Genomic DNA, 15,621 nt, shown 5'->3' on the forward strand with positions numbered 1-15,621 from the left:
ATTAAGGTCCCATTAAGGTTCAGATAGATTTTATAATTGTTTTTATTATAAATATCTCTATTTAATCATTATAATTCAGAATATTTAGCCTTTTGGTATGGATATTGCATGTGTTAGTTAATGTAATAAAAGAAAGTAGAAAAAATATGTGGAAGATAACCAGTAATAGGAATTTACGAAAACAAAAATGCTGTATCGATAATAACGGAGGAAGTAGTCACTGCATGACACCGGAGTGCAATGATTGGGTTTCCAAGACAATCACAAATTGTAAGTTGGTTCTTTTTACCGCTGAGGAATTTGGAAACCATGATCTCTGCTGGACTGCTTATAAAAAGTTTAATGATTCTGTGAAGGAATTCCTGAAATAAACCATTTTCGTAATTATCGTAGATCTTTCATATACAACAGCCCGAATAGGTTCATAATCGGAAATTTCATAAAAGAGGATTAAATATAAATTTAATTTAATATAAGAGGAGATTGTTATTATGAATCAAAGAATTAGAGAAAAGCTTAAAAATGGTGAAACTACCTTTGGATTATGGGTCACGTTGGAAAGTCCATCTATTACAGAAATAGCAGTTGAATTAGGTCTTGATTGGATTTGCATTGATTTAGAACATGGATACCTTAGTTATAAGCAAGTTGCTGGACATCTTCAAGCGGCAAATGGATCAAACCTTAGTGTTTTTGTTAGAGTCCCAACCCACGCACTTGAATCTATTAAACGAGTATTAGACCTAGGAGCTCATGGAATCGTATTACCTTTTGTAAGATCTGCGAAGGATATTACTACGATTCAGCAATACGCTTATTATCCACCTAAAGGGCAAAGAGGTTTAGGAGGAGAGCGTAATGTTAAATGGGGATTAGGCCTTAGGGAGTATACAAGCACAGCAAATGACGATATCATGATCATTCCAGTAATTGAAACAAAGGATGCAGCAGAAGCTATTGATGATATTTTGGCACTAGAGGGTATTGAAACGATCCTTTTTGGACCAGGAGATTTATCCTCAAGCTACGGATATCTTGGGCAGTGGGAAGGACCAGGAATGGCAGAGTTAATTTTGGAGATGAAAGAAAAGGCTTTAAAACTTGGAATTGGAAGTGCCGTTATGGCGCGTAACACAGAGGATGCTAAATTGCGCCGTGATCAAGGATTTGCCATGGTTGGTCTAGGTTCAGATGCTGGTATGGTAGTTAGACATGTGGGAAAACTGCTTGCTGATCTTGAAGTAAAAGAAATCGATCATCGCTGGTTTTAATACATTCCCTTTTCTATACAAATTGCAAATCGGGACTGCGTTTTGCAATTAACCCAAGGGATGCCAAAGAATATGCGAAAGTTTCTATTTAAAAAATTGAGTAAACCTAAGGATTAAGAAACGATTGAACTTAGGAGGATTTTTGGTGCCATGAGTGGTTCTTACAAATAAACAGGGAGGACATGGAAGGAATATGAATTATGTGAATGGGAACACATGGCCAAAGAGTAAGCTGTTGTAATTCTCATTCTTCCAAGTAAGTTGATATTTAATAAGAAAGGCTTCAATCCCCTATTATTAAAATGATTGTGCTAAAGAAAAGTGTTCAGTATGCGTCAAAATTTAATGATGAAATTATAAAGTTGGAAAACATTTTATACGAGATTCATTATAGGCGAAGCCAACTAAGATTTTAATCTTTTTAAATACCTGATCTTATAAAAGATAGAAAGGAGGGATGTAATTCTAATTAATTTTGAGGTAGGACTGAAAAAGTATTGCTAATGTTTATAAAGAATTATAAAAGTCTGTCTTATTAAAAAAGGGGGAAATAAATGAAAAATCTGACATTTACAGGTTATTTAAACGGTGTATTCGCGATGGTTATGACGTTCTTGACGAGCGTTATCCTTGTTGCGCCTTCACCGATTATGACTACAATTGTTGAGAAATCACATTGGAATTTAGGACAGACTGGGTATTTATTATCTGCAATTTATGCGACAACAGTTATTTCTGTCTTTGTTGGAAGCGTATTTATTGAAAAAATTGGTGCCAAGTGGACTGCGGTCTTTTCATTGGCTATTGTAGCGATAGGCGGTGTCATGGCTTTCTTTTCAGGAGACAGCTTTGTACTGCACCTGATCGCAAGAGTTATCGTTGGTATTGGTTATGGATTATATTTTCCACTTCCTGGTGTTATCGTATCACAGTGGATTCCAAAGTCACAACAGCCTGCTTGGCTGGGTGCTCGTACTTCGATAAGCACTCTAGGAGTTTCTGCGGGTATGTACTTGACCCTACCTATTCTTGGCTTTATGCATACCTGGCAGGCTACTTTTGGCTTCTATGGTATTATAACGGCTGTGCTTTTCGTTATTTCTATATTCGTTCTCAGAGATCCTAAACGCAGCGAAAAAGCAAATGCTGCAGAACTGGCTGATACCAAAGTTGGCCAAATGGGTCTATCGCGGGTTGTAAAGAACAAAATCATCTTGAAGATGTGTGTACTTATAATTGGAGTGGGGATTACTACTATTGCATTTCAGGACTACTTACCTGCTTTTCTTGAGTTGGAACACGGTATGAGCAAAGAAGCCTCTTCCAAGTTGGCTGGCGTCAGCCCAATAGGATCCGCTTTATTCGGCTTTTTCTGCGGTTTAATCATGACAGCCCTTGGACGCAGGAAAATTATAGGTCTATCTTCACTAATTCTTATATTTTTCAGTGCGATGTTGGTAATATCCATAGACACCTATTTTGTTGTTCTAGTAGCCGCATTTCTATTTGGGGTAGGTTCCGTTGGTTATTATGTATACTATTCAATGATTCCGTTAGATGTTTCGAAATCCGATCCTTCCTTTGTTGGTGCAGCGTTTGCCATCATACTTGCATGTGGCTGGTTACCTGCTTTCTTCGTTCCTGCAGTTTTCCAGGCGTTGCTTAATCTCGGAATGTCAATGTCGATGGTAATGGTTATTTTTACCATACCAACACTCGGAAGTATATTCCTACAAATGTTTATTGAAGAGACAGGTCCTAAAGCTAAACAAAAGCAAGCTGAGGCTGTTATTCAAATGACAAACAAGGCAATTAAATAAACCTAAATATATGTTCAGTTTTTTAGATTTATGGAAAGTTAATTAATATTTATACTTTTACCTAAGGGGAAATTATTCTGCTTACTAACGCATCCCGTTTTATTCCTTGGTGCAATGTTTGTAGATGTGGCGATGGACGCACATGTAACCCTTTGTATAGCAAACCTGATATTCGGCTCAGTTATACACCTTCTGCAAAGTTTAATCCAGGCAGTATTCTCAGCATCGCTTCGCTTTAATTAGTTACCTCTTTTTCAAAAAGGGTCTATAAGCTGGCCGTTCCATGAGTTAGCGAAAGTAAAGATTTAGGATCTTTAAATTTCAGAAAGAAAATAGTGGAACTCCCTAAAAATATTCAGAAAATTAAAAATCCGCTTTGTAAAAATGAAAGCGGTAACACAAATTTGCATTTGCATGAAGCGTTTATGGGATAGCAAGTAATTGTTTGCGGAGGGCATCTTATTTCTGTAAAAAATCCCGTACCTATAACGGGACTATTCGTTCATTAATAAAGATCTTGTTCTTCCAAAGATCATTTTCAAATAGGAGGAAAGAGGATTAAAAAGCCAACGGGAAAACCATTCCGTCCTTGACCAAACGACTTGTACAATTTTCGGTTCATTCGTTAAAGGTGCTAATCTTATGAGAGTATTATTATCTGAAGAATTAATTTAAAAGCAAGCTCATAAAAAACCAAAATTGAAAAGAGGTAAAATACAATGAATGAAAAGATGAACACTGGTGTCCCTTACACACGTAATCCTCTGATGGAAGGATTTACTGAAAATTACTTTGAGACAAAGGACCATTTGAAGTTGCGTTACCTTCATAAGGGCAACGGAATGCCCTTCATCCTGGTCCACGGTTATAGCGATGATGCTGACTGTTGGTCTCTTAATGCACCTGCCTTTGCAGAAGAATATTCTGTCTATGCTCTTGATCTACGAGGGCATGGCTATTCTGATTCAAATCACGGTGCTCGCGTCTCCCGTCTAGCAGCAGACCTCAATGAATTTATAGAAGCTCTGAATGTACCAAAGGTAAACCTGCTGGGCTGGTCTATGGGTTGCAGCGTCCTCTGGAGTTATATTGACCTGTTTGGGCAAGACAAGATTAATAAGATTATCTTTGATGATGAGCCCCCCATGCTCGTGGCAAACCCAAGATTTACCCGTGAAGAAGTTATGCTTACCGGCAGCAATTGCATGGATTTCTGGCATCTGTGCAATGTAGTATATGATCATGGCTGTGTATGGAACTCGGTTGAGGGTCAAAGTCCTTTCTTCGATGCGTTCACGACTTGTTTCCATCGCGGCATCCTGACATACACAGATGAAGAAGTCGCCGCTATGCCAGATAACGTCCATGCTAAGCTTGCACAGCGTCCGCAGCCCCCTGTAACCGATAGTAAATTCCTGGCCAATCTGCTGAAGGATCACCTGATGCTTGACTGGAGAGACCTGATCCCAACCATCAGTGTGCCTGCCATGTATATGACCGGTGATGTGAGCCACGCCGTGACTCTTGAGTGCGGCAAATGGATGAGCGAAACCATGCAGAACTGCAAATGGGTCCGCTTCTCTGCAGAAGAGTTCGGTAACCATGATTTCAATTGGACTGCCTATAAGAAGTTTAATCGCGTTGTATTGGAATTCCTAGAGGAGTAATCCTGGAGAAGCATGGAATCCTGAAAAATATTGTATCAGCTTGAGAGTTAGGATGGAAATAGGGCCTGCAATTCTTTTCCTGATACAGAGCTAAGCCAAAAATTTTATTCGCAATCATTTTCTTGAGAATAGTTCAACCTTAAATTTATTTCTTTAACTAACCACATAAATGGAGACAGGCATGGAATTAATAAATGTATCATTCGTTGGAAAGACAGGTATTATCAATGGGGTTTAGACCAGCTTGAGTAAGTTATTTTAATGAGAGTAAATAGATGATTCAAGTAATCCCTTGTCCAATCTGCCTGGGTGAATACCAAAGGCTATTATTAATAAATGAGCCATTCCTGCATGTTAGCGGCAAGTTATATTTGGAATTTCTCTCGGATCTTTACCATGATACTGCGGTATTCTTATGAAAATACCATGTGGGGGTTAGGATTTGTATTCAGTTTTCTAAATTAGAAATAGAGGAGAAGGGGAATGAAAACATATTTACAATTAGGTGTGGTCTATTTAACTTCGTTTACTGCATGGTTTTTTGTTGTTCCTTTGGTTGTCTATGGGTATATAACTATCAGCTTCCCCGGGCAGAGCTCTCTCACAATTCTCATGATGACACTGCCATCTTTATTCGCTATGGTCGGTGGATTTGCTGCGATACCATTAACGCGCATTATGAGTAAGAAATCTATTGTGATTGTTGCACTTTGCCTAAGTCTATGCGGCGGTCTGATTATCCGTTTCATGGGAACAAGCAGTCTGACAATTGCGTTGATTGGGGCAGCAATCACTGGAATTTCGGCAGGATTGCTACCCTCGGTGAATAATGTAGTTTTGCCAAACATCGCACCCGAGAAACTTCGCGAGAAAGTAATTGGAGTTAATTATGCCATGCTTACTTTGGGGATGGTTATTGTTACTGCCTTATCAGGCTTCCTTGCAGCTGATGGAGACTGGGTGAGGGCGTACAATGTATTCTATATAATTATTCCAATTATTACTATTGTAATATTCTTCTATCCAAGGGTAAATGATAATACAACCCAGGATATTGCATTGACAACAAATACGGAACCTAAAGAGGGAAGCGATTCATCCCTAATAACCGTATTATCTTCAGTTCCCAAATTTGTTATTGCCCTTTTAATTGTTCGGTTTATCGCAGGATTTTTCTATATGGGAATTCCCTTAAATGCCTCTGAGTATTTCATTAATGAACGGGATATTAACTCAAGTCTGGTTGGAATGGGCGCTTCCATAGCAAATTTCTTTGCCATCTTTGGAACTGCATTTGTTTTTATATGGCTTAGGAAGTTAAAAAGATTCAGTCTGATGATGGCGTTAGTACTATGTTCAATTGCAGGTATAGCCAGTTTAACTCTCCCAAGTGTGTACGCCAATATGTTTGGATGGATTTTGGCGGGAATGGGTACTCTGATATTCTCCTCGGCGGTAAATACGCTTGTAGTTTTAGGATTCAAGGGTAAAATGGCTGAAACTATCAGCTCTTTATGCATTGTAGCCATGTTCGCCGGTGAATTTCTTGCAGGATATGTTTCTCCACTACTATCCAATTTGATATTTGGAGGCGTTTCTGCTTCGGCAAATATACAGGTAACCACTGTTGGTTGTATAGTTATCGGTATTTCCTCTGTACCGTTTTGTAAAATTGCATATAAGCACCTATATGCTTCGGAAAAAAAAGAGAGTTTCGTGGATAAAGAGTTCAATATGTAATTAAATAACCGTGTGACTGCAAGATCGATGTCACCAAGTACGCCATCAGAAGGTGGACCGATCAGCGTCTGTTGATCATGAAATGGATTGAGCAGTACTTAATTGAGTACCGAGTGAACTTTTCCAGAACAATCTTGTTTCCCTTTTGTTATGGGCGAGAATTGCTTGAGTTCTGAGTTCGCGTGGCCATTGGCGGATGCTGTAATGACGGGGCGGTACTATATTGTAAGGGAGTGTATCCCCCTAATTGAAAGGGTTTTTGTTTTACCCCTGAGGAATTTGGAACCTTTGATCTATGTTGAACTTCTGATAAGATATTTAATTGTATGGTATCGCCGGAATAAACCACTTTTTTTCATCAATTTGTATACGTAAGAAAAACGTAATGAAGAAAATATGTGCGAATTTAAAGGCTGCACCAATCAAATGTACCCTGTGGAGTAGATACTAAAAATGTCTCCTATTGGGTACTTTTTTCTTATAACCCTTATGTTAAATCAGGTAGTTAAAAGAGGATAACCTAAAAAAGAATCTTTTCATTAAAGAAGGTGAAGGGGAAATCCCAAACAATAATTATCAAAAAATAAAATTATGATTCTTTCTTAATTCGACTAACTTAGTTAATTATAAAAAACCTTGTATACATTGATGTTGAAGGAGTGGTGAACAATGAAAACGAGAGAGGAAGCTATTGATTACTGTTTGAAATTGGAAGACACGTATGAAGATTATCCATTTAGTGATAAGAATTGGACATTGATACGACATAAAGAAAATAGGAAGGTCTTTGCTTGGATTTTCGAAAGATACGGACATATTTGGATTAATGTGAAGTGTGAAAATGGTTGGCTGGACTTCTATCGTCAGAAATACCATTCTGTAGTTCCAGCATTCCACCTTAATAAAGAGCACTGGAATTCTATTATTCTTGATGGCACAGTTCCTAAGGAAGAATTATGTAATATGATAAGACAAAGCTTTAACTTAACGAAAGCAAAAAGGTAATTTTCAACCAGTCTGTAGTTTATTAGCATTCTCATCATAAGATTTCATAAGAAAGAATAAATAATTGCGGGAAGATGGACTATGGGTGAGCTATACTAGTCTCAACTTTATACTGAAAAAATAAAAACCGACGATTTCTTCGACAAATGATCGTCGGTTCTTTCTAGTATATAAAATGGAACTTTGTTTTATAGGCCATACTTTTTTTTCTTTCGGAAAAAAGTCGTTAAATCCATCCCTAGTATATCTGCACATTTTTTTAAGGGTCTATAATTCGCTATATAATAAGATAGAACCTTTTTCTCATGTTCTTCAACTATTTCTTTAAAAGTCAAACCAGAGTTGTTCTGAAAATCATTATTTTTTCCTGCCCTAATTACATCCTGCCTTATCGATTGTATATATGATGGAAGATATGATTCATCTATTTCTTCATTATCTGAGATGATGACAAGCCTTTCCACTAGATTTTTCAATTCACGAATATTTCCTGGCCAGTGATATTCTAATAACATATTCATTAAGATCGGTGAGAATGTTTTCTTCATATTATGTTTATGATTAAAATAATGAAGAAAATGCTTTAAGAGGGCGAATACATCCTCCGTCCGTTCGCGAAGGGAAGGGATATTCAGGGATAATACATTTAATCTAAAAAAAAGATCTTCCCGGAAACGTTTTTCTTTAATCATTTCTTCTAAATTAGCATTGGTGGCAGCGATCACTCTAACATTGATTGGAATCGATTTCGTACCTCCTAATCTTTGGATTTTCATATCCTGAAGAACCCCTAATAATTTGACTTGCAAAGAATATGGCATATCCCCAATTTCATCTAAAAATATAGTACCGTTATTTGCCACTTGAAAAAGCCCGGCTTTTCCTTGCCGATTAGCGCCAGTAAACGCACCAGCTTCATATCCAAATAATTCAGATTCCAAAAGATGTTCGGGAATAGAACCGCAATTTACTTTGACAAATGGCCCTTTTTCATTACGGTCACTAACACTATGTATATAATTAGCAAGCACATCTTTACCAACCCCAGATTCACCGAGAATAAGGACAGGAGTATCAACAACAGAAAACTTGTTAGCAAGTGAAATGACCTTTTCCATTAAAGGACTTCGAAAGATAATCTGTTTTTCATTAATGGTAGATAACTGAAATTCTTGTAATGTTTGTCGATAGCTATTAGTCAAGGCGGTTGTATCGTCTAAATCACGTTTTAATTTATTCAGTTCCGTGATATCTCTAACATTGCTTATAACAAAAAGTAAGTTTTTTTCGTTATCAAAAACCGGAGTGGAAGTTACTAAAGCTTCAACACCTGTAGGATATTTACTAATGCTATTAACGGTCTTTTTTTGCCTAATAGCGCCTATTGCTACAGCTTTTTCTAGTAAACCTTTTTCGACTAGCTCATACATCGTATAACCATTTAATTGATATGATGTTAACCCGGATATGCGCAAGAATGATTTATTATGCCAGTGGATATTACCTTCAGGATCAGTAACAGTAATGCCATCATATAAATTATTTATTAGATTACGAAGTAATAATTCTGATTCAAAGGGATTTTGAACGATTTCTTCTTTTCTCATGTTTTGTCTCCTCTGCTTATCTCTTTTACTTAGTAATTAAAAGCATTGCAATAATGATATTTATATATCAAATTGGCCATTGTAAATATGTAATATTTTCATTTAATTATAACAGTTATGAATATTCTTTCAATAGAGATCGATTAAAAGTGTGTTCCTATGATGATTTTCCTTAGAAAATCATCTAGAAAGTTTAGAGGCAATAAAAATGTTGAACCATAGATGGAATGAGCCTATATATTTTGAGGTTGAATGATATATATATATTTTAATTTCATTAATCATAGCAATTTTGCAATAGCATAAATACAAATTATAGCGTTTGTGAAAGTATTTCTATACTATGTGATAACTTGCGTGGTTAATAGTATGGCCATTGCTTTTAGGCTTAGGTTCCCTATAGACTTGACACTTATTTATACATATTTATGATTCAGCCCTTTGGCATGGATATTGCATGTGTTATTTAAAGTAATAAATGAAAGGAGAAAACAGATGCAAAGATAAACCGTAATCATAATGAAGTAACCAACTGCGATTTTAACAGGTGGTGTCCGTGGTAACCGGCCAAGTCCTAAAAGTTTTCGTCGGGCTCGCTGGATAATTCATTATGATAACTCGTACCTTCAAGAAATTTTTGCAACGGAACAAATTAATTATTAGTTTGTTCTACATAGCTTACTTGGAAGCAAGGACGTAGCCAAATAACATTAATGTAGAGGGAAATTATGATTTCTTAGCGATTATAAAGAGATTTTAAAAATCGAAGGGAAGGGGTTTAATTATGAGAAAAAGCAAAGTTTGGCTTTCATTAATTGTAAGCGTTATCTTTTCGTTGTTATTAACTGCTTGCGGTAGTGGAGGTTCTAGCTCCGCGGGTGGGAAGGAAAAAGAAATGAAATTGAGAATGTCAGTAACGGTAGGTGATACTTCGACTATGTATAAAGCTGCAGAGAAATTTGCAAAAGAAGTAAAAGAAAAAACGGATGGAAGAATTATCATCGATATATTCCCTAACGAACAATTATCAAACGGTGACTCTGGTAAAGCAGTAGAATCACTTGCAAAAGGTACCATTGATTTAACTTATAACTCTTTGATTATTTATTCGATTCTTAACGATAAACTTGGTGTTATAAATGCTCCATTCCTTTTTAAAGATTTAGAAGAAGTGGATTCAAAACTTGGTGGCGAAGGGGGAGAAATGGTTAAGGATATCCTTCGTGATTTTGGTGTAGAGCCTCTAGGCTTCGGACAGAATGGTTTCCGTCAAGTAACGAACAGTGTTAAAGAGATCAAAACTTTAGAGGATATTGAAGGATTAAAAATGCGTATTCCAGGTATCACAATGTTTACTGACCTTTGGAAAACCTTTGGTGCAAACCCAACAACAATGAGCTTTTCAGAAGTTTTTACTTCCCTGCAGCAAGGAACGATTGATGGACAGGAAAACGCTATTGATATTATATATTCCTCTAAATTAAACGAAGTACAACCGTACATGACAATGTGGAATTACGCTTATGATCCACTTATTCTTGGTATGAATAAGAAGTTATTTGATTCTTTAAGTGATGCAGATATTGAAATTATTCAAACAGCAGCTGATAATGCAAACAAATTCCAAATTGAAGAAGCTAGAAAACTTGAAGCAGAGCAAATCAAGAGTCTAGAAGAAGCAGGAATGCAAATCTATTATCCAACAGATAAAGAATTAGAGGCATTTAAAGAAGCAGCTCAGCCAATCTATGATCAGTACAAAGAAGTTTGGGGAGCAGAACTATTTAATGCCTTTCAGTAATAAAGAAAACTCCATCAGTGGGGATGTCCTTCATCCCCCACTAGAGGTTTGTGTGGACCTTCTAAGGGGTTAATACCCAAAGGAAATTTCTCAAACGGGCTTTTATGGGGGAACCCACTGCCTTTTCTACTTTATAAACTCAGTCTGGATCGGGGGTCTTACTACCTGTTAACCTGGCGTAATTTCTTTTCGAAGGAAGTGTGATACATGTCTAATTTGCTATCAAGAATTGAAAATAGCCTATTAATTTTCAGTGTTTCTATTATGTGTCTAATAGCTTTTACTAATGTTTTATCACGATATTTTCTTAAAACTTCATTGGCGTTTACAGAGGAAGTTACGATTAACCTTTTTGTTTTGATGACGTTTGTTGGAACTTCAGTCGGAGTGAGGACTAGTGCTCACCTCGGCTTCACCCTTATTTTTGATAAGGCAAAATTGCCAGTGAAAAAGTTATTATCAATTCTTATAGGTGCTATCGTCGTTATATGTTTTATTCTATTTGCTTATTACGGTTTTAAGATGGTGCAATTTCAAATGATGATTAATCAGACGACTCCATCTTTGGGATGGCAACAATGGATATTTACATTGAGTTTCCCGATTGGTTGTGGTTTATGTGTAATTCGAGCGATTGAATCGACGGTTATTGAATTCAAAAATTTACTACAAGAAAGCGAATGATGTAGATGGCTAGTATACTTCTTTTTGGTGTTTTCGTACTGCTATTACTGATTAGAGTACCTATTGCCATTGCACTTGCAGCTGCGTCTATTGTGACATTGTTTTCTACAATGGGGATGTCATCTCTTGAAGTAGTATCAGATATCATGTATACGAGTGTGGCTAAGTTTACTATGCTTGCGATTCCGTTTTTTATCATTGCCGGCGTTATTATGGATTATGCCGGAATATCAAAGCGTTTGATTCACTTTGCTGATGTCATGGTAGGACACAGGAGAAGCGGGATAATCCTTGTAACTGTTATTACAGCGATTTTTTTCGCTGCAATTTCCGGTTCAGGTCCTGCAACAGTTGCTGCAATAGGTGGTATCTTAATTCCTGCATTGGTCAAAAATGGTATGAAAAAGGAATCCGCTGCTGCCCTACTTGCAAGCTCGGGATCCATTGGGGTTATTATTCCTCCAAGTATTGCGTTGATTGTATTTGCAGTGGTCGCAGGTGATCAAATACCTGTGTCCATCGGGCGTTTGTTCATTGCTGGTATCATACCGGGGCTTCTTTTGGGAGTCGCTTTTATTCTTGCCGCGATGTATGTCAAACGTAAAGATATTAAAAATTATATGCTTAAAGTAAATGAAGACAATGCATTCTATGAAATATCAGCAGCCAGAGAAAAGTCTACAAATAAAGAACGCCTTAAGGCTTTTTATGACGCGATATGGGGACTGCTCATCCCGGTTATTATTTTAGGCGGGATATATGGTGGTATTTTTACTCCAACAGAGTCAGCTGTAGTTGCCGTGTTTTATGGATTGTTTGTAGGAATATTTATTTATAAAGAATTAAATGTAGCGCAAATTAAAAAGATCTTGATTGATTGTTCCGTTCAGACAGCTGTTGTCATGTTCATAGTAAGCGCCGCATCAATATTTGCGTACTTAATTACCACAGAACAAATTGCCAAGCAAATCTCTGATGGATTACTAGGAATAACGGACAATAAAATTATTATTCTATTATTAGTCAATATAATCTTACTAATTGCCGGAGCTTTTATGGATGCAATTTCTGCATATTACATTTTTGTTCCGATTATCCTTCCAATCATGCTATTCCTTAACGTAGATCCGACTGTATTTGGAATATTCATGACAGTGAACCTAGCAATTGGTTTATTTACACCGCCAGTTGGTGTAAATCTATATGTTGCTTGCGGTCAAGCGGGAGTATCACTTGCTCAGATTTCAAGGGCTATCTTACCATTTGTTATAGCATCGATCATTGTTTTAATATTGATTACTTATGTACCTAGCATTACCACATTCTTACCAGATTTACTAGGTGTGAAATAAGGAGGATTATCATATGAGAGTTGAAAATCATGTAGCTATTATAACTGGAGCATCTAGAGGAATAGGTGCAGCCTGTGCAAAAACACTAGCAAGAGAAGGAGCACATGTTGTGTTGGTAGATCTTCTGCCAAGTGAGGAAACGATAAAAGAAATTACTGAAATTAATCCTAATGCCAAAACACTTTCTTTTGAGGTTGACATAAAGGATAAAGAGGTCATTCAAAGTCTAGTTAAAGATACCTATCAAGCTTTTGGCAGAATTGATATTCTTGTAAATAATGCTGGAACGGCCAGTAGAATGGATCTGGAAGAGATGACAGAGGAAGTTTGGGATCGTGATATCGATACTAACCTCAAGGGAACTTTTTACCTTACACAAGCTGTCATTTATCCATATATGAAGGAGCAGCAATATGGAAGAATTGTAAATATCAGCTCAATCTCTGGCATCATGGGAGGTGCCGTTTCAGGATTTGAACCTGGAAGCACAAAGGGACGTTCAGGCCCTGCATATGCAGCCTCAAAGGGTGGCGTTATTGCTTTTACCAAATGGATAGCAAAAGAAGTGGGACATTTAGGTATTGTATGTAATAGTGTTGCGCCTGGTGCAGTGGAATCTGCGCTTACAAAAGGTCTGGCTTATAATCTCGATACACAGGTAATAAAAAGAATGGGGACTCCAGAGGATATTGCAGAAGCAGTACTATACTTTGCTTCAAAGGAAGCAAGCTATACAACAGGACAAGTTTTAAAAGTATGTGGAGGGGCTGCTATTGGCTAAAGTTCTGGAAAGGGAGATTTCGATGAGCCATTTTTCTCGATTATGCCTCTCCAGACCACTCTTTTTATTTTGCAAAACTCCATTGTTTTTAATTAGAAGATAATCTATACAATATCCATTGTTAATTTTATTGCGAGGGCGTCTCCCGTATATCTGTTAGCGCTGATATATGGAAGACGTCTTTCCCTTTCTCTATAATAATAATTATCTAAATATTGCGAATGTTTTACAGGTGTTTTAAACGTCTAATTCTGCACAGGCAATACCCGTCAACTTACGGTCATTTGAAATAGCAATAATTTCAGGAGGAAAAAGTAGATATAGATAATATAGATTTAAAAAAAGTGATCGTCTCAATTAAAAGTAAAAAAAACCGGAGTGGATATTCCTGGAAATTGTTTTAATTAACATGGTGGAGAGTTTCCTATTAATACAAACATAGATTGTAATAATGTACTAGCAAAAAAAGCATTTTTTATCGCAGTTTTGCAAGTGTATTAACTATATATACACACAAATCAAATTTAAATAAAACAAATAAGGGACTTTGAAAACTATTTAACCATATACATTTGGCACGGGACTTGCATAATAAATTATTGTAGTTGTTGTGAAGGATTATGAGTTTAACTGGGGAGTCGAATGGCAGACCACTTCGAGATGGAGCCCCTATAGTTCATGTAACTGATATGCTTTTTGAAGCACTTGCAATCTCGTCGGCATTATTTGAGAGATAGCAGAAATATTATTAAGACAGCGAGTATATAATGCAGTAGCTACCAAAACAATGGCGCAGATCCGAATAATGAACATCATACCGGGACAACAATGCCAGGTACTGTCATTAAGGTCCTAGTTGAAAAAGGCGAGAAAGTGGAAATAGGAGATCACCTAATAATCAGCAATGAAGATGGAAACGACTGTTAAAGCTTCATTGTCACTATAAAAGAATTATATCTATCGAGCGGAGAAGCGATTCTACTGAGGATTTATCGATTGAAATTATACAAAATAAGATAAAGGGGTTTAATAAATGTTTAAGCATAAGATAAAAATGGATCAATTGATATTAGAGAATATTAAAGAGATAAATAAAAATAAGGATGTACTCGATCAAATTGAAAAGAAAATTGAACAAAGGCATACAAAAGAAGCATTTAAATTAGGGGGTAAAGAAAATAAGTCCTGTTTTTAATTTTTGCTATATCTTTGTTTAATGGTCTAACTCTAAATCAACAATACATCAACAGTGCAATGAATGATGACGGAGTTCAAGGTGCTATCACAAGAAATTAAAATTAGAAGAAATAGAAACTCTCAATAAAAATGGAAACTATGATGAAAGTAAATTATTGAGTTTGATAAAGCTGCTCTCAACAATGTGGGCAGCATTCCTGTGATAATAGAAATGGCAAATGACAAGTTTTGTGAAGGAATGTACTTAAACAAACGGTACTTTTATTTAAGAAGGGAACTAAAGTATTTCTGGTTAGAAAAAGGAATGTCTTCAAAATTGAAACATTCCTTCTGATTTTCTAGAGTCCGACTTACTTTCATTATGACATTATGCCAGGTATGTGTGCCTTATAGAGTTAGTTGTCATGAAAAAAGAGGATATAAATTGACCGGAACGCATAATAACAATCCCAAAAGGGAAACGTAAAAAAAAGCCAAATTATGCTATATCAATGGGTGTAAAATAATGGAATAAATGTTCGTATAATACCTATTTTACGAGTTGTCTACCGTGGGAAACGAACGTTTAGTATAAAGTTGTATAGTTCACTATCGAGTTGTATAGGTCACAACTGAGTTGTCTAAAGAAAAAGAGGGAAGGCAGATTTATATTTTGATAATTTCATTTGTGCGTAAAATACTTATTTTCAGCAATAA

11 protein-coding genes and 1 pseudogene are annotated in these 15,621 nt (G+C 36.4%); 11 read left to right on the forward strand and 1 reads right to left on the reverse strand.

Going from position 1 to position 15,621, the window contains the following annotated elements; translation table 11 throughout:
• Window positions 1–491: 491 nt before the first annotated feature.
• From AC0VZ9_RS28520 to AC0VZ9_RS28540, 5 genes are all read left to right on the forward strand, one after another.
• Window positions 492–1,271 carry an HpcH/HpaI aldolase family protein gene (locus AC0VZ9_RS28520; protein ID WP_159866893.1) on the forward strand — a complete coding sequence of 260 codons (780 nt, stop codon included), beginning with the start codon at window positions 492–494 and terminating at the stop codon, window positions 1,269–1,271.
• A gap of 554 nt (window positions 1,272–1,825) precedes the next feature.
• Window positions 1,826–3,091, forward strand: coding sequence for an MFS transporter (locus AC0VZ9_RS28525; protein ID WP_159866896.1), 1,266 nt, complete (start codon window positions 1,826–1,828; stop codon window positions 3,089–3,091).
• Between the two features lie 719 nt (window positions 3,092–3,810).
• A complete protein-coding gene (locus AC0VZ9_RS28530) occupies window positions 3,811–4,758 on the forward strand; it encodes an alpha/beta fold hydrolase (RefSeq protein WP_159866899.1) in 948 nt (315 codons plus the stop codon).
• 483 nt (window positions 4,759–5,241) lie between these two features.
• Complete coding sequence (locus AC0VZ9_RS28535; protein WP_159866902.1) at window positions 5,242–6,498, forward strand: MFS transporter; 1,257 nt, start codon at window positions 5,242–5,244, stop codon at window positions 6,496–6,498.
• Window positions 6,499–7,167: 669 nt separating this feature from the next.
• Complete coding sequence (locus tag AC0VZ9_RS28540; RefSeq protein WP_159866905.1) at window positions 7,168–7,503, forward strand: MmcQ/YjbR family DNA-binding protein; 336 nt, start codon at window positions 7,168–7,170, stop codon at window positions 7,501–7,503.
• A gap of 188 nt (window positions 7,504–7,691) precedes the next feature.
• On the opposite strand, the gene AC0VZ9_RS28545 is transcribed toward AC0VZ9_RS28540, so the two are convergent.
• Window positions 7,692–9,110, reverse strand: coding sequence for a sigma-54 interaction domain-containing protein (locus tag AC0VZ9_RS28545; protein WP_159866908.1), 1,419 nt, complete (start codon window positions 9,108–9,110; stop codon window positions 7,692–7,694).
• Between the two features lie 784 nt (window positions 9,111–9,894).
• Between AC0VZ9_RS28545 and AC0VZ9_RS28550 the strand changes: the two genes are divergently transcribed.
• From AC0VZ9_RS28550 to AC0VZ9_RS28575, 6 genes and pseudogenes are all read left to right on the forward strand, one after another.
• Window positions 9,895–10,911 carry a DctP family TRAP transporter solute-binding subunit gene (locus tag AC0VZ9_RS28550; RefSeq protein WP_159866911.1) on the forward strand — a complete coding sequence of 339 codons (1,017 nt, stop codon included), beginning with the start codon at window positions 9,895–9,897 and terminating at the stop codon, window positions 10,909–10,911.
• Window positions 10,912–11,118: 207 nt separating this feature from the next.
• The gene (locus tag AC0VZ9_RS28555; protein WP_159866914.1) at window positions 11,119–11,595 is read left to right on the forward strand and encodes a TRAP transporter small permease; all 477 of its coding nucleotides are present in this window, start codon (window positions 11,119–11,121) and stop codon (window positions 11,593–11,595) included.
• 5 nt (window positions 11,596–11,600) lie between these two features.
• Window positions 11,601–12,947 carry a TRAP transporter large permease gene (locus AC0VZ9_RS28560; RefSeq protein WP_159866917.1) on the forward strand — a complete coding sequence of 449 codons (1,347 nt, stop codon included), beginning with the start codon at window positions 11,601–11,603 and terminating at the stop codon, window positions 12,945–12,947.
• A gap of 13 nt (window positions 12,948–12,960) precedes the next feature.
• On the forward strand, window positions 12,961–13,728 hold the full coding sequence (locus AC0VZ9_RS28565) for an SDR family NAD(P)-dependent oxidoreductase (RefSeq protein WP_159866920.1): 768 nt from the start codon (window positions 12,961–12,963) through the stop codon (window positions 13,726–13,728).
• Between the two features lie 792 nt (window positions 13,729–14,520).
• A pseudogene (locus AC0VZ9_RS28570) lies at window positions 14,521–14,780 on the forward strand (biotin/lipoyl-containing protein); the annotation flags it as partial.
• Complete coding sequence (locus AC0VZ9_RS28575; protein WP_159866923.1) at window positions 14,762–14,923, forward strand: FbpB family small basic protein; 162 nt, start codon at window positions 14,762–14,764, stop codon at window positions 14,921–14,923. The pseudogene AC0VZ9_RS28570 and the gene AC0VZ9_RS28575, both read left to right, overlap by 19 nt.
• Window positions 14,924–15,621 lie beyond the last annotated feature (698 nt).

The organism is Cytobacillus sp. QJM3NY_8, assembly GCF_056173585.1.

What these genes read in the sequence shown, in the direction of transcription:
- AC0VZ9_RS28525 (WP_159866896.1), top strand. Translation starts at nt 1,826, where the DNA reads ATGAAAAATCTGACATTTACAGGTTATTTAAACGGTGTATTCGCGATG.
- AC0VZ9_RS28545 (WP_159866908.1), bottom strand. Translation starts at nt 9,110, where the DNA reads ATGAGAAAAGAAGAAATCGTTCAAAATCCCTTTGAATCAGAATTATTA.
- AC0VZ9_RS28560 (WP_159866917.1), top strand. Translation starts at nt 11,601, where the DNA reads ATGGCTAGTATACTTCTTTTTGGTGTTTTCGTACTGCTATTACTGATT.
- AC0VZ9_RS28535 (WP_159866902.1), top strand. Translation starts at nt 5,242, where the DNA reads ATGAAAACATATTTACAATTAGGTGTGGTCTATTTAACTTCGTTTACT.
- AC0VZ9_RS28540 (WP_159866905.1), top strand. Translation starts at nt 7,168, where the DNA reads ATGAAAACGAGAGAGGAAGCTATTGATTACTGTTTGAAATTGGAAGAC.
- AC0VZ9_RS28575 (WP_159866923.1), top strand. Translation starts at nt 14,762, where the DNA reads ATGTTTAAGCATAAGATAAAAATGGATCAATTGATATTAGAGAATATT.
- AC0VZ9_RS28530 (WP_159866899.1), top strand. Translation starts at nt 3,811, where the DNA reads ATGAATGAAAAGATGAACACTGGTGTCCCTTACACACGTAATCCTCTG.
- AC0VZ9_RS28550 (WP_159866911.1), top strand. Translation starts at nt 9,895, where the DNA reads ATGAGAAAAAGCAAAGTTTGGCTTTCATTAATTGTAAGCGTTATCTTT.
- AC0VZ9_RS28565 (WP_159866920.1), top strand. Translation starts at nt 12,961, where the DNA reads ATGAGAGTTGAAAATCATGTAGCTATTATAACTGGAGCATCTAGAGGA.
- AC0VZ9_RS28520 (WP_159866893.1), top strand. Translation starts at nt 492, where the DNA reads ATGAATCAAAGAATTAGAGAAAAGCTTAAAAATGGTGAAACTACCTTT.
- AC0VZ9_RS28555 (WP_159866914.1), top strand. Translation starts at nt 11,119, where the DNA reads ATGTCTAATTTGCTATCAAGAATTGAAAATAGCCTATTAATTTTCAGT.